Origin of the sequence: Rhodococcus cerastii, from assembly GCF_033042195.1 — a bacterium.
Taxonomy (GTDB): Bacteria; Actinomycetota; Actinomycetes; order Mycobacteriales; family Mycobacteriaceae; genus Rhodococcoides.
On the sequence record NZ_JAWLKF010000007.1, the window covers coordinates 117646 to 132204 of the forward strand.

Sequence of the window (14559 nt, forward strand, 5' to 3'; positions counted from 1 at the left end):
GTCACATCCGGAAGACACCGAAGTTGGCGGTGCCTTCGATCGGGGCGGTGGCGATGGCCGACAGGCACATTCCCACCACCGTGCGGGTATCACGGGGGTCGATGACGCCGTCGTCGTAGAGGCGTCCGGAGAGGAACATCGGAATCGACTCGGCCTCGATCTGGCCTTCGATCATCGCGCGCATTCCGGCATCTGCTTCGGCATCGAAGGCTTGTCCGCGAGCTTCGGCGGCGGCGCGTCCGACGATGGAGATGACACCGGCGAGCTGCGCGCCGCCCATGACAGCGGATTTGCTGGACGGCCAGGCGAAGAGGAATCGCGGATCGAAGGCGCGTCCGCACATGCCGTAGTGGCCGGCACCGTAGGAGGCACCGAGCAGGATCGAGATGTGCGGCACTTTCGAGTTGGACACGGCGTTGATCATCATCGAACCGTGTTTGATCATCCCGCCCTCCTCGTATTCCTTGCCGACCATGTATCCGGTGGTGTTGTGCAGGAACAGGAGTGGGGTGTTCGAGCGGTTCGCTAGTTGGATGAACTGCGTCGCCTTCTGCGATTCCTCGCTGAACAACACACCGCGGGCATTGGCGAGGATGCCGATCGGATATCCGTGCAGCTCGGCCCAGCCGGTGACGAGAGAACCGCCGTACATGGGCTTGAACTCGTCGAAATCGGAACCGTCGACGATGCGGGCGATGACCTCGCGTGGGTCGAACGGGATCTTCAGATCTGTGGGGACGATGCCGAGCAGGTCCTCGGGATCGGCCAGCGGCTCGATGACCTCGGCGCGCGGCTCGGGGCCCTTCTTCTTCCAGTTCAGCCGGGAAACGATGCTGCGCCCGATGCGGATGGCGTCCTGCTCGTCGACGGCGAAGTAGTCTGCGAGGCCGGACTTTCGGGCGTGCATCTCGGCACCGCCGAGCGATTCGTCGTCCGAGTCCTCGCCGGTCGCCATCTTGACCAACGGTGGTCCGGCGAGGAACACCTTGGAGCGTTCCTTGACCATGACGACGTGATCGGACATGCCGGGGATGTACGCGCCACCTGCGGTGGAGTTACCGAACACCAGCGCGATCGTCGGGATGCCCGCCGCCGAGAGCTGCGTCAGATCACGGAACATGCGACCGCCGGGGATGAACACCTCCTTCTGCGTCGGTAGATCGGCTCCACCGGACTCGACCAAGGAGATCACCGGAAGCCGGTTCTGCGTGGCGATGTCGTTGCCGCGGAACCCCTTCTTCAGCGTCCACGGGTTGCTCGCCCCGCCGCGGACAGTCGGGTCGTTGGCGACGATGAGGCATTCGACGCCACACACCACGCCGATACCCATGACGGTGCTGGCTCCGACGGGAAAGTCGCTGCCCCAGGCCGCGAGTGGGCACAGTTCGAGGAAGGCCGAGTCCTCGTCGATCAGCAGTTCGATGCGTTCGCGGGCAAGAAGCTTGCCACGCTTCTTGTGTCGCTCGACGTACTTCTGACCGCCACCGAGCAGAGCCTTCGAGTGCTCGGCCTCGATCTCGCCGAGTTTGGTGTTCATGGCCTCGACGCTCCCCGCGTACTGCTCCGATGCGGTGTCGAGGGTGGACTTGAGCACGCTCATGCCTGGTACCCCAATCGTTTTGCAGCCAGCCCGGTGAGGATCTCGGTCGTCCCGCCGCCGATGCCGAGGATGCGCATGTCGCGGTACTGCCGCTCGACCTCGCTCTCGCGCATGTAGCCGAGCCCGCCGAAGAGCTGCACCGCTTGATTGGCGACCCACTCTCCGGACTCGACGGCGGTGTTCTTGGCGAAGCAGACTTCTGCGATGAAGTCGCTGTCCTCCAGCATGGACCGTTCGGCGATACTGCGGGTATAGACGCGGGCGATGTCGATCTTGCGGGCCATCTCGGTGACGGTGTTCTGTACGGATTGCCGTGCAATGAGCGGCTTTCCGAAGGTCTCCCGATCACGGACCCACTGCAGCGTCAGATCGAGGCACCGCTGCGCGCTGGCGTAGGCCTGCGCGGCGAGGGCGATGCGCTCGGTGAGAAACGCCTGCGCGATCTGCGCGAAGCCACTGTTCTCGGCACCGACGAGGTTGGCAACCGGGACGCGGGCGTCGACGAACGAGAGCTCCGCGGTATCGGATGCGCGCCAGCCCATCTTGTCGAGCTTGCTGGTGACCTCGAACCCTGGCGTGCCCTTCTCGATGACGAGCAGCGAGACGCCCGCTGCGCCCTCGCTTCCGGTCCGCACCGCGGTGACGATGAAATCTGCTCGGCACCCCGAGGTGATGTACGTCTTCGAGCCGTTGACGACGTAGTGATCGCCGTCCTTGACGGCCTTCGTCCTGAGGTGCCCGACGTCGGAACCGCCACCCGGTTCGGTGATGGCGAGCGAGCCGATCTTCTCCCCCGCCAGCGTGGGCCGCACCCACTTCTCGATCTGGTCGGCGTCGCCCGCAGCCACCAAGTGCGGCAACGCAATTCCACTGGTGAACAGCGATGCGAACAGTCCACCCGACGCACCGGCCTGGTGCATCTCCTCACAGATCACGACGGCGTCGGCCAGATCTCCACCATCGCCGCCGACCTCCTCGGGAAAGCCTGCTCCGATCAGTCCGAGAGCCGCTGCCTTCTTGTGCAGCTCACGCGGAATCTCGCCGTCGGTCTCCCACTGATTCATGTGCGGAGCGATGTCCTGCTCCACGAAACTGCGGACGGTCTTGCGCAGCTGCTGACGCTCCGGCGTCGTCCAGATACTCATTCGAGTTCTACTTTCTTGTCGGGTCGTTCCGCAGGCTCCACTCCCGCGTAAGCGAGTGTTTCCGGGATGTCGATGTGCCGCGACCGCAGCCATTCACCCAGTCCCTTGGCCTGTGGATCGAATCGGGCCTGCGAGGCGACGCCTTGGCCGAGGATGCCCTCGATGACGAAGTTCACGGCCCGCAGATTGGGCAGGACATGACGCGTGACGGTGAGCGGCTCGGCCTCGGGCAGCATCTGCTTCAGAGTCTCGACCGTCAATGCGTGCGCCAGCCAGGAGAATTCGTCGTCGGTGCGGACCCAGACCCCGACGTTGGCGTTGCCGCCCTTGTCGCCGCTTCGAGCCGCTGCGATGGTTCCGAGTGGAAGGCGAATGGTCGCCTCGGCTGCTCTGGGCGCAGGCAGCTCCGGTTCTTCCACGGGCTCCAGTACCTGCGTCTCGGTCGAAGGAGCGATGGTGGACTCGGTGCCATCGGCCAGGTGCGCGACGTGCGGCACCTCGGCCGCGTCGACGAAGCCGGCGGTGAACACTCCGTAGGGCGCACCGTTTCCGGGTGGGGCGGTGACCGAGAATCCGGGATAGCTGGCCAGTGCCAGTTCGACTGCTACGGCGGAGAACTGACGTCCGACGGCATCGGGATTGCTGTCGCGGGCAACGCAGCGCAGCAGGGCGCTGGCCGTCTCCTCGGTCTCGGCGTCGGGCTTGTCGGTGCGCACCAGGGTCCAGTCGAGCTCGGTGGGGCGGGCCGTGAGCCAGGACTCGAATTGCCGTTGTGCCAGTGCTGCTTTGGCTTCGATATCGAGGCCGGTGAGCACCATCGTGAATTCGTTGCGGAACCCGCCGAGTGCGTTGAGCGAGACCTTGTAGGTGGGCGGTGGAGCTTCGCCGGTGACGCCGGTGATGGACACTCGATCGCTGGACTCCTGCGCCAGGATCGCGGAATCTATCCGCGCGGTGACGTCAGGGTTTGCGTACCGCCCGCCGGTGATTTCGTACAGCAGCTGAGCGGTGACGGTGCCGACGCTGACGGCACCGCCGGTGCCCTCGTGCTTGGTGATGACGGACGAACCGTCGGACTCGATCTCGGCGATGGGGAATCCGGGCCTGGACATGTCTGCGATTTCGGTGAAGAACGAGTAGTTGCCACCCGTCGCCTGCGTTCCGCATTCGATGACATGTCCGGCGATCACGGCCCCGGCCAACGCGTCGTAATCGGTGGGTGCCCAACCGAAGTGGGCCGCGGCCGGTCCGACGATCACGCTGGCGTCGGTGACGCGCCCGGTGACCACAACGTCGGCACCGGAGTTCAGGCATTCGACGATGCCCCACGCGCCGAGGTAGGCATTTGCGGTCAGCGGGTTGCCGAGGCCGAGTTCGGCAGCTCGGCCGAGGAGGTCGTCGCCGTCGACGTAGGCGATCTTCGCGCCGGAGTCCAACTTTTCCAGTGCCTCTGCCAGTCCTCGGGGATTGAGCCCACCGGCGTTGGCGACGATCTTGACACCCTTGTCCAGCGCCAGTCCCAGGCAGTCCTCTGCCTGCCGCAGAAAGGTTTTGGCGTAGCCACGGGTCGCGTCCTTCATCCGATCGCGGCCGAGAATGAGCATCGTCAGCTCGGCCAGGTAATCGCCGGTGAGATAATCGAGTTCGCCGCCCTCGAGCATCTCTCGCATGGCGGAGAGGCGGTCTCCGTAGAAGCCCGAACAGTTGCCGATCCGTACCGTCATGCTTGCTCTCGTCCTGCTCTGTCTCGTCCTGCTCCGGGAGGGCCTGCGAAGGCTTGGGCGATGGTGAGCCAGTGCGCGGCGTCGGTTCCCTCGGCATGAACGGCGAGGTCGTCGCGGTGGGCGCGCTGGGTGACGAGGAGGCAGAAGTCCAGGGCCGGACCACTCACTCGTTGGGTGGCGTTCTCGGGTCCCCAGGTCCAGAGCTCTCCCGAGGGTGCGGTGAGTTCGATCCGGAACGGTTCGGCGGGAGGGGTTTGCTCGTTGATCGCGTAGGCGAAATCCCTTGTGCGGACGCCTATGTGTGCGACGCCGCGGATTCGGTCGGTGGCAACGCGGGTGACGCCCACCGCGTCGGCGACATCCTGACCGTGCGCCCAGGTCTCCATCAGACGCGCCGTGGCCATGGACGCCGCACTCATCGGGGGTCCGAACCAGTCGATCTTGGCCCCCGCCGGAACCTGTGTGAGCGCCTCGGTCATGGCACGGCGTCGAGTACGCCAGGTGCTCAGTAGTTCGAGATCACGCGATTCCTCCTCGGCCGCCTCGTCGACGAAGCCGGTGGGGTTCTCCCATGCCTTCTTCAGAACGAGAGCGAACTCCTCCTTGGCCTCGACATCGCCGGATGCTCCGGACGTGGTCCGCTCCGCGACGTGATCGGTCCAGGAGAGGTGCGCGATCTGGTGCGCGACGGTCCACCCCGCGGCCGGTGTCGGTGCCGCCCATTGTTCGGGGGTCAGCTCGGCCACGAGTGCATCGAGGTCGTTGCCCTCGGCGCGTAGGTCGTCGACGAGAGAGTCGAGGTCTGCCATGAGCCCAGCTTCACAGGAGGTCCTGAAAAAAGCAAGCACGCCTGCTTGTTAATTCGTAACCTCGCGTTCGCTTGCTATCCCTACGGTGACGAGCGTGAGCATGTCGAGACTCGTGGCCGTCACCGTTACCCTCGCCGTCATGGCCGCCGGTTGTTCCTCTATGAAGCCAACCGCCACAGACCCGGCCCCCGACGAACCGTCGAGCATTCGGGTGGCGACGTTCAATGCCAGCCTCAATCGGCCGGTGGCCGGGCAGCTGGTGACGGACCTGAGCGGAGAGGACGCCCAGGCCCGCGCGGTCGCCGATGTGATCGCAGCGAATTCAACGGATGTGTTGCTGGTCAACGAGTTCGACTACTCAGGCCAGGACGCGGTGACATTGTTCAACGACAACTACCTCGACGGGCAGTACCCGTACTCCTTCACTGCGCCCGTCAACACCGGAGTCGACTCGGGCCTCGATCTGGACAAAGACGGCGAGCTGGGCGGCCCGGGTGATGCCTGGGGATTCGGGCAGTTCCCGGGCCAGTACGGGATGGTCGTGTACTCGAAGTTTCCGATCCTCACGGATTCGGTACGTACGTTCCAGAACTTCCTGTGGAAGGACATGCCGGATTCGCTGCTACCGCGCGACTACTACGGAGAGGTGGCCGACGCGCTTCGACTGTCCAGCAAGGCCCATTGGGACGTGCCGATCGACGTGAACGGGAAGACGCTACATGTGTTGGCGTCCCACCCCACTCCCCCGTCCTTCGACGGACCCGAAGACCGCAACGGTAAGCGCAACCACGACGAGATCAGGCTCAGTGCCGATTACATCTCGGGTGCGGACTACCTGTACGACGACAACGGTGTGCGCGGCGGGCTGGAGGACGGAGCATCGTTCGTCATGCTGGGCGATCAGAACAGCGATCCGGTCGACGGAGATTCGGTGGCCGGTGCCATCGCGCAGGTTCTCGACCTTCCGCGGGTGCAGGATCCGGCACCCGGCTCGGCCGAACATGGCACGGACACAGCAGATTTCGCCGACCCTACGCCCGGTGACCTGCGCGTCGACTACGTACTGCCGTCGGACGATCTGACGGTGATCGACTCCGCCGTCCACTGGCCCTCGGGCACCGAGCACCCGTCGGACCACCGACTGGTGTGGGTAGACCTCGAAATATGATGGGCGAGTGACCGATCTACCGATTGTCGAATTCGCGTACCCCGGACCGCTGCGGGACAGACTTGTTGCGGCCGTGCTGTCCGGTGAGAAGACCAGCACAGCGAGCCTGTTGATTCAGTACACCGAAGAGGAGCTTCCGAGGGTCGGTGAACGCGGCGCGGTGGTGGATTCGGCCGGAGTCGTGGTGGGAGTCATCGAAACCACGGGTGTCGATATCGTTGCGCTGAAGGATGTTTCGCTCCAACATGCCCTCGACGAGGGTGAGGGATACATCGACGTGGCGCACTGGCGCGCCGGGCACGAAAGATTCTGGCACTCGCCCGAGGTTCGCGCGGAACTGGGCGATCCCGATTTCACCGTCGACGACGACACTCGAGTGGTGCTGGAGCGATTCATACTCGTTCCATAACGAGTTGGGCGGGGATCGATGCCACTGGCCAGCGCGAAGAGGTCGAAGAGACCGAGAGCTCGGGTTCAGAATTTCGGTCGATTCAGCGAGATTCGCGGTGGAGACGGTGACGAACATCGGCATGCCCTACAGGCCGCACAGGGGCTCGGGTGCGACGGCATCAGTCCGGGGAATCGATACCGGGCTCACCTCGAAGGCGGGGTAGTTCTGGCTCGTGATCATCCTGGAGCCTTACGCGGCGTCGGAGTCGAATATTCTTGTCGGTGTCTGGGTGTATAGGCCGCTTCCATCAATCCTTCTTCCGCGCAACAGAATTGGTGTTGACGAACTTCGCATTCCGACGTACCATCGAACGTACGTTCTACTTCTAGTCGGAACACGTGCCGGGGGGCGACTACACAGTGAATACATCCAGTTCGACGCGCAGTCGATTCGCGGCCTATCTCGGGCCGCGATCGAAGCCGTACATCGACGGCACAGTGCTGGGCGAAATTCGCGACGTTGCGATTCTGGAGAATCAGGCGTGCGCTCGCAAGGTCGCTCTCGCCGCGGCTATCTGGGACTCGTGCATCCATCAGAACGTCCTCGTCGGTGATGTCATTCAGGACGCGGGCAACTATGCGGCGTCCGAAGTCGCACGCGTTCTCGGTTGCTCGAAGACTGTCGCGAACACGTATGCCGAGGTAGGAATGGACCTTCGGCTTCGGCTTCCTACCGTCGCGGCCGCGTTCGAGGCCGGCGAACTCGATCTTGCTCGCGTCCGCGCGATCTACCGCTGTACCCACAACCTGACGCAGGACGCGGCGACGGCCGTCCAAGGAGAGGTTCTGCACGCTGCCCGACGTCTGTCACCTGGTCCCCTGGCGACGGAAATCTGGTCCATCATGTATCGCATCGCGCCCGAGCAGGCCGCCGCTCTGCGTAAGGACTTGGAACGGCACACGAACGTCACGTACACCGACAAAGATGTGCTGTCGACGCTGAAGGCCGACCTCACCGCCGCCGACGCCGCAGCTGCCTGGCAGTTGATCAACGAGATGGCCGCTACCGTCTGCCGTCGAGATCCGCGAAACAAGGGGCAGAAGCGTGCCGCAGCGTATGTTGCTCTGCTGCAGCAGGAGTCGTCGATGGTCTGCATGTGCGAGCCCGATGACGACAATCCGTGCACGGCCGATACTGTGCGTCCTGATCGACGCGCCCCACTGACGGTGATCACCGTCGACCTCGCCACGCTCGCCGGTTTGCTGTCCAATCCCGCTCACCTGGCCGGCCACGGCCCCATCGATGCCGAGTACGCCCGTGAACTCGCCGACAACGCACACTGGCAGATCCTGCTCACCGAAGCCCGCGATCTGGCGGAGAAACTCGGTTACGGCGAAGACCTGGAGTCACTCATCGACCTCGATACCGATACCGACAGTGGCGCAGGCACTGGTGACAAGGGTGCCGAGAGCAGAGCCGACAGCGGCGGCAGCAGGACGAACAACAGCAGATCGAAAAACAGCCAGAAGAAGCCCAGAGGATCCAAGGTAGGCAAGTCGAGAAACAGCAGGTCCAAGGGCAGCACCTCACATCTGGTGTTTCATCCGCTGGGGCGTGGTCGTCGCCGTGTCGGCGGCATTGTTCCTCGGCACCCGCGGGCGCCGAAGTCCGCACAACCACCACGGAACAGCTGTGTCGCCACTCCGTATCGCGGTACTTACACTTTCGTTGCCGAACTCGAAGCAGCGATCGCATCGGATCCAGCTCTTGGGCTCGCCCTGCACCCGGACGGGCACGGCGGTCTCGAGCTGCCGCCACCCGGAGCCCTCATCTATCGCCCGACTGTCGCACTGGCGGAACGTATTCGGTATCGCGATCGCACCTGCCGACATCCGGGTTGCGATGTCCCGGCCCAGCAGTGCGAGATCGACCACATCGTCCCGTACTTCCATCGCGATCCCGAGTCCGGTGGCTGGACCATCGACACCAACCTGCACTGCCTGTGCCGCTACCACCACAGCCTCAAGACCATGGGTCTGTGGACTCCGGTGATGCTCGCCGACGGCATCGAGTTCTGGGTCTCGAATGCCGGCACTTCAGCGGTTACGGTTCCCGGCACCACGCAACTCGCCGACCTGAGCCACCTGCCCGCCGTCTATCGCAGGCCCAAAGGTCACGCGACACAGTCGGATACGTCGAGCCTGGAGATCATCCAGCCGCTGCCCGCGCCGGTACCTACGTCAGCACCGGACGATGACCCTCCGCCCTTCTGACGAATCTTGGGTCAGTACAGAGAAGTCCCACCGCAGTCGAAGTGTCTGCGGTGGAACAACTGTGACTTCTGGGTGTCGATGTGTTCGGTGTCAGCCTGTGTAAGTGCTGAGGTCGTACACCGTCGCACTGCCGACCGTCGTGGCGGTGAAGTTGGCCTCGACCCATTCCTGGATCTGTGAGGACGTACTCGCAGAGTCGCCACCCATGCCCCCGCGCGCCATGCCCCCGCCCATTCCGCCCGATACGTAGTACGTGACTTCATGATCGGCTACGTACTGGATGAACTCGTCGAGCGACGGCGCAGGATCTCCGCTCCACCCGCCGATGGCCATCACCGCCGTATCGGACGCCAACTCGTAACCTGCAGCCGACATCGAACCGTTCACTGCAGCAGACCATTTCGTGGTCGTCGACTCGAGCAGCGCAGCCAACTCCTCGTTGGACTCACCGCCCATTCCGCCCATGGCCATCCCGCCGCCCACGTTGCCGCCGGCAAAACCGGCCGGAAGATCGGCAGCATCAGCAGGCATGCCCGCATCACCACCCTGCACAGCATTGCCCGGCACAGCACCACCCGACACGGCATCGCTTGGCATCGCGCCCGTCGGCATTCCACCACTGGGCATTCCACCACTCGGCATTCCACCGCTGGGCATTCCGCCGGGACCGCCGTCGCTGACTGCACCGGTCGGACCTGCGGTGGGGACGGAACCACTGTGCGCGTTCGTCGTCGTGGCAATGGCGTACGACGCGCCGCCGCCCAGACCTGCCGCGGCTCCGAGGATCAGCGCTGCCGCAGTGAGCTTTCGATATCGCCCGGCCGCCAAGATCATCACGGCCGCAACGATGGTTCCCACCAACAGGATCCACTTCAGTGCCGGCAGCCAGTCCGCGTTGCGATGCAACAGCACCCAACTCCAGATCCCGGCTGCGATCATCATCGATGCCATACCGGCTCTGCCCCAGATCGATTCACGTCTGAGCCACAGTGCGTAGCCGCCGGTTCCGATCAGCCCGGCCAAAGCCGGGGCGAGCGCGACGGTGTAGTACGGGTGGATGGTTCCGGACATGTAGCTGAAGATCAACGCCGTCACCAGGAACCACCCGCCCCACAGAATCAGGGACGCACGCAGGAGGTCGGTTCGCGGCGCTCGGCCACGTGCGATCAGCCCGAAGACCAGCGCCACCAGGGCCGCCGGGATCAGCCAGGAGATCTGAATTCCCATTTCGCTGCCGAACAGCCGGTCCAGACCGGTCGAGCCGCCGAAGCTGGACCCGGCTGCCCCGGCACTCATCCCCGCCGGAGCCTCCATGCCACCTCCGCCGCTGTTGCCGAAGATGCGGCCGAGCCCGTTGTACCCGAGCACCAGATCCATGACGGTGTTGTCGGTGGACCCACCGATGTACGGTCGGGCACTTTCCGGCCAGAGCTGGACCGTCACCACCCACCACCCGGCGGCGACCACGAGAGCGGCCGAGGCCCCGACCAGGTGCAGCAATCTGGCCCGCAACTGAGCCTGTCCTGCAACGAGATACGTGAGACCGAACGCCGGCAACACCAGCAGCCCCTGCAGCATCTTCGTGAGGAACGCGAACCCCAGCGCCACTCCGGCAAAAGCGAGCCACATCGCGGCCCGTCGTCCGGCAGCTGTCTGCAGAGATCGCACGACGAAGTAGCCGCCGAGTGTCATGAGCAACACCAGCAGCGCGTCGGGATTGTCGAAGTTGAACATCAAGGCCGCCGCCGGCACCGATGCCAGGGTGAAGCCGGCGAGCAAACCGGCCATGGGGTTCGCGACCCGCTTGACCACGGCATACACCGTCGCCACCGAGGCAACACCCATCAGCGCCTGGGGAAGAAGCAGGCTGAAGCTCGAGAATCCGAAGACCCGAGCCGACAGTCCCATCACCCACAGTGCGGCCGGCGGCTTGTCCACGGTGATGAAGTTCTCGGAATCGAGCGATCCGAAGAACCACGCCGTCCAGTCCTTGGTTCCCGCCTGCACCGCAGCGGCGTAGAAGGTGTTCGCGTAGCCACTTGTCGTCAGGTTCCACAGGTACAGCGTTGCCGTGGCCGCGAGCAGAACCAGCAGCCCGAGCAGGTGCCGGCGGCGATACCACCACCTGTCCTGCCAGGACGGCTGGCGGGCGTGCGACGGAGGCATCGCGGCCGGTCGGTCGAGTTGGGCAGTCATCGCAGATCCTGTTCGTCGAAGTTGTCGACTACGAGAATGTGCGATGGACCGTCGGCCGGGCTGGGAGCAGCCTGCGAACTTGCTGTGAGCGAGAGAGCTCGCTCAGACGCGATCGGCGTACACGACGATGTTGTCGTCGTAACTGGAGATATCCGAGTCGAATTGGCCGCCACAGGTGATCAAGCGCAAGCCTGGGTGGTCGATGTCTCCGTAGACCTTGTCGGTGGGAAACGCATCCTTCGGATACTGCTCCACCGCGCTGACGACGAACCGGACCGTGCTGCCGTCCTGGCTGACAACGGTGACATCGTCGCCCAGTTCGAGATCGCGCAGCCGGTAGAAGACACCGGGGCTGCCGCCCCAATCCACATGCCCCGCAACGATCGACGGTCCCAGTTGCCCCGGAACCGGCGACCCGGTGTACCAACCGGCGGGGAAACCGCCCGCGGGTACCTCCATCGAGCCGTCCGGACGCAGACCCAGACCCATCACATCGGAGTCGACGCCGATCGCACCGATCTCGAGGCGCGCAGGCGGGGACCCGGGCGCCGACGACCATCCGGCGCCGACCTCACCCGACGGCGTGACGACGGCGGGAGCAGAAGCCGAGGGCATCGACTCGTTCTGCGCGGGGCCGGCATCCGAGGGCGTTGCGCAGCCGGCAACCAGCGACAGCAGCACCAGGAACGCCGCTGCCACCGCCCGCACCACGACCCGATGACGGGTCGTGGTGCGGGCGGATTCGGCCGGAGGTACCGATACCTCGACGGTAGGTCTCACCGATCAGTTCCGACGACGAGTCAGAGCCAAGGCAGAGAAAGCACCGACCGCGAGTACCGCCAGCAATGTCCACATCGGAGCGAACGACGTTGCAGTCGAACGGTTCACGGTACTGCCGTCACCGGTGTCGACACCACCGTTCGGGATCTGTGTGATCTGGCCACCGGGGTTGTACGTGCCCGGCTGATCCGGGCCACCCGGTGTGATCGGCTGATCAGGCGTGTTGGGCTGATTCGGCACGTTCGGCTGATTCGGCTGGTTCGGCACGTTCGGCTGGTTCGGCACGTTCGGCTGGTTCGGCACGTTCGGGACACCCGGGATCGGCGCGATGGTGATCACCGGCGGCACACCCGGAATCGGGGGCACCTCGATGACGATCGGCGGCGTACCGCCACCATCACCCGGCGTACCGCCACCATCACCCGGAGATGTCGTGGTCACGGGCGGCGTGGTGGTCACCGGAGATGTCGTGGTCACGGGCGGCGTGGTGGTCTCCGGAGATGTCGTGGTCACGGGCGGCGTGGTGGTCTCCGGAGATGTCGTGGTCACCGGAGGCGTTGTGGTCACCGGAGGCGTGGTCGTTATCGGAGGTGTGGTGGTCACGGGCGGCTCGGTGGTTCCGCAACCCGGGTTGGTGATCGTGTTCGAGTCGAGGGTGACAGCTCCGTCCAGAGCCAGTAGCCGTCCCTGCACATCGGCATTCGTGGTCGCCGTGATCGACGCCCGTGCCATGATCGTGCCCACGAAATCGGTACCGGTGCCGAGTGTGGCCGAGCTTCCGACCTGCCAGAACACGTTGCACGGGTTGGCCCCGTTGATCAGCGAGACACTGCTGTCGGATGCCGTGATCAGCGTCGATGCCGCCTGGAAGATGAACACGGCGTTGGAGTTGCCCTGCGCGTCGAGTGTGAGGGTTCCGGTCAGGCCGAACGTGCCAGAACCGTACAACCCGGCCAACAATGTCTGTCCGCCGAGTTCGACTCCGGTCGAGGTTGCTCCCGGTCGACCGGCCGCGTCGTCGTATCCGGTACTCAGATCCGCTTTCGCCTGCGCTGCAACCGAATTGCGGTCGTCGATAACTCCACTGGTGAGCTCTCCCGGTGGGAATCCGGTGATGAACGGTTCGACACCGACGCCTGGGCTCACTCCGACGTTGCCGCCGATCCTCGACGGGCCGGTGTTCGTGATCTTGGAGCCGGCCAGAACGGCGTAACTCTCCGCGGTGCCGAGTTCGACGGTGGTGGGTTGAGCCTCGGCTGCGGGGACGTTGATCAGCATGAGTGCGCTGGTGGCCAAAGCGACCGAACCGGCAAGCGGAACGAGGGTTCTGCCCCTGCGCCTGATGGGGGTCGACGTGCACGTGTGCTGTGAAGCGGGCATGGATTGCATACCGTTCTGCTGGTTGGGCGAAGCGGACTTGTTGCCGGACTTCGTGAACCGCGCAATCGATCCCCCGACGAGTTCGATTGCGCAGCAATTGATGTCGCGACGCTCAACGGCCGCCCCGGACCGATCCGAGTGCGTGGAGGTATCGCGGTTCCGTATTCGATGACGTCACCGGCCGACGGAGTTCGGCAAGGTGACACAACTATGCGATCAGCGGAGGCTCGTGCCCACTCCGCACCTAAGAGTTTCCCCGTATCTCTACGGTGTAGAGCTACAGCACACCATGTGTAGGATAATGAGTCAAGCGAAAAGTGTTGTCGAACAACAAGTTTGTTTGCCCCCTACTTACCGGTCGGTTCACTGCTTTCGAGAGGTTGCCTACCGATGTCCACGACGAACCGACCGGGCCCACACTCCAATATCAAGATCGACCGCGAGTACGTGGTGTCCGCCGCCCTGAGCATCGTCGATCGAACCGGCCTCGACAGCCTGACGATCCGGAGCCTCGCGGCATCGATCGATCGCGATCCGATGACCGTCTACCGATACCTGCCCACCAAACAGGCGTTGCTCGACGCCATCGCAGATTCGGTACTGGGCACACTCGTCTGCGTCGACGGCGCAGACCCCGATTGGCAGCGTCAGCTCAGAATTTTTGCGCGGCACTACCGTGAGCTCGCCCTCCAACACCCACACGCGGCGGTGCTGCTGACCACCTGCCCTCAGGCGACTCCACTGGGATTGGGCACGCCCCGGTCACTGGCCTCACTCGAGAACATTCTGATTCTGCTGACCACCGCGGGATTCACGCTGCCCGAGGCCCTGACGAGCTATCGGCTGATGATCTCCTTCCTACGCGGCCATCTACTGAGCGAGACCCAGGAAACGACCGCCAACCCGGACGAGACCGGCGACCGCCTCAGCCTCGCTCTGCGCCGACTCCCCATCGACACATTTCCCCTGCTGTCGACGCTGCCACCTCTGATCACCGAGTACGACGGTGCCCTCGAACTCGAGTTGGGTCTCGACGTGCTGTTCCGAGGCATCACCGCACCTTCGACCTGAGCGGATCGACGCTCCCGGGGCC

The 14559-nt window shown here is 64.4% G+C and carries 11 protein-coding genes; 4 read left to right on the forward strand and 7 right to left on the reverse strand.

Translation table 11 applies throughout. The annotated features are described in order from the left end of the window. Position 1: 1 nt before the first annotated feature. The 4 genes from R3P93_RS14580 to R3P93_RS14595 are packed head-to-tail and all read right to left on the reverse strand — an operon-like array spanning position 2 to position 5278. Complete coding sequence (locus R3P93_RS14580; RefSeq protein ID WP_300521721.1) at positions 2 to 1600, reverse strand: acyl-CoA carboxylase subunit beta; 1599 nt, start codon at positions 1598 to 1600, stop codon at positions 2 to 4. Continuing rightward, positions 1597 to 2745 carry an acyl-CoA dehydrogenase family protein gene (locus R3P93_RS14585; protein WP_149407531.1) on the reverse strand — a complete coding sequence of 383 codons (1149 nt, stop codon included), beginning with the start codon at positions 2743 to 2745 and terminating at the stop codon, positions 1597 to 1599. The genes R3P93_RS14580 and R3P93_RS14585 overlap by 4 nt, the downstream gene beginning before the upstream one ends. Then, complete coding sequence (locus R3P93_RS14590; RefSeq protein WP_317533335.1) at positions 2742 to 4469, reverse strand: acyclic terpene utilization AtuA family protein; 1728 nt, start codon at positions 4467 to 4469, stop codon at positions 2742 to 2744. Before R3P93_RS14590 ends, R3P93_RS14585 begins: the two co-directional genes overlap by 4 nt. After that, complete coding sequence (locus R3P93_RS14595) at positions 4466 to 5278, reverse strand: TIGR03084 family metal-binding protein (protein ID WP_317533336.1); 813 nt, start codon at positions 5276 to 5278, stop codon at positions 4466 to 4468. Before R3P93_RS14595 ends, R3P93_RS14590 begins: the two co-directional genes overlap by 4 nt. A gap of 100 nt (positions 5279 to 5378) precedes the next feature. On the opposite strand from R3P93_RS14595, the gene R3P93_RS14600 reads away from it, so the two are divergent. From R3P93_RS14600 to R3P93_RS14610, 3 genes are all read left to right on the forward strand, one after another. Then, positions 5379 to 6446 carry an endonuclease/exonuclease/phosphatase family protein gene (locus R3P93_RS14600; RefSeq protein WP_317533370.1) on the forward strand — a complete coding sequence of 356 codons (1068 nt, stop codon included), beginning with the start codon at positions 5379 to 5381 and terminating at the stop codon, positions 6444 to 6446. 7 nt (positions 6447 to 6453) lie between these two features. Then, positions 6454 to 6855: an ASCH domain-containing protein gene (locus R3P93_RS14605; RefSeq protein ID WP_317533337.1), complete on the forward strand. Its 402-nt coding sequence runs from the start codon at positions 6454 to 6456 to the stop codon at positions 6853 to 6855. 401 nt (positions 6856 to 7256) lie between these two features. Continuing rightward, positions 7257 to 9110: an HNH endonuclease signature motif containing protein gene (locus R3P93_RS14610; RefSeq protein WP_317533338.1), complete on the forward strand. Its 1854-nt coding sequence runs from the start codon at positions 7257 to 7259 to the stop codon at positions 9108 to 9110. Positions 9111 to 9200: 90 nt separating this feature from the next. Here R3P93_RS14610 and R3P93_RS14615 read toward each other — a convergent pair whose 3' ends face one another. The 3 genes from R3P93_RS14615 to R3P93_RS14625 all read right to left on the reverse strand — a co-directional run bounded on the left by R3P93_RS14615 (position 9201) and on the right by R3P93_RS14625 (position 13466). Beyond that, entirely contained in the window at positions 9201 to 11306 is a 2106-nt protein-coding gene (locus R3P93_RS14615) for an ArnT family glycosyltransferase (RefSeq protein WP_317533339.1), read from the reverse strand. Positions 11307 to 11408: 102 nt separating this feature from the next. After that, positions 11409 to 12086, reverse strand: coding sequence for a class F sortase (locus R3P93_RS14620; RefSeq protein WP_317533340.1), 678 nt, complete (start codon positions 12084 to 12086; stop codon positions 11409 to 11411). Between the two features lie 3 nt (positions 12087 to 12089). Further along, a complete protein-coding gene (locus tag R3P93_RS14625) occupies positions 12090 to 13466 on the reverse strand; it encodes an ice-binding family protein (protein ID WP_317533341.1) in 1377 nt (458 codons plus the stop codon). Positions 13467 to 13856: 390 nt separating this feature from the next. Here R3P93_RS14625 and R3P93_RS14630 point away from each other — a divergent pair, with 390 nt between their 5' ends. Beyond that, positions 13857 to 14537 carry a TetR/AcrR family transcriptional regulator C-terminal domain-containing protein gene (locus R3P93_RS14630; RefSeq protein ID WP_032393995.1) on the forward strand — a complete coding sequence of 227 codons (681 nt, stop codon included), beginning with the start codon at positions 13857 to 13859 and terminating at the stop codon, positions 14535 to 14537. Positions 14538 to 14559: the final 22 nt, after the last annotated feature.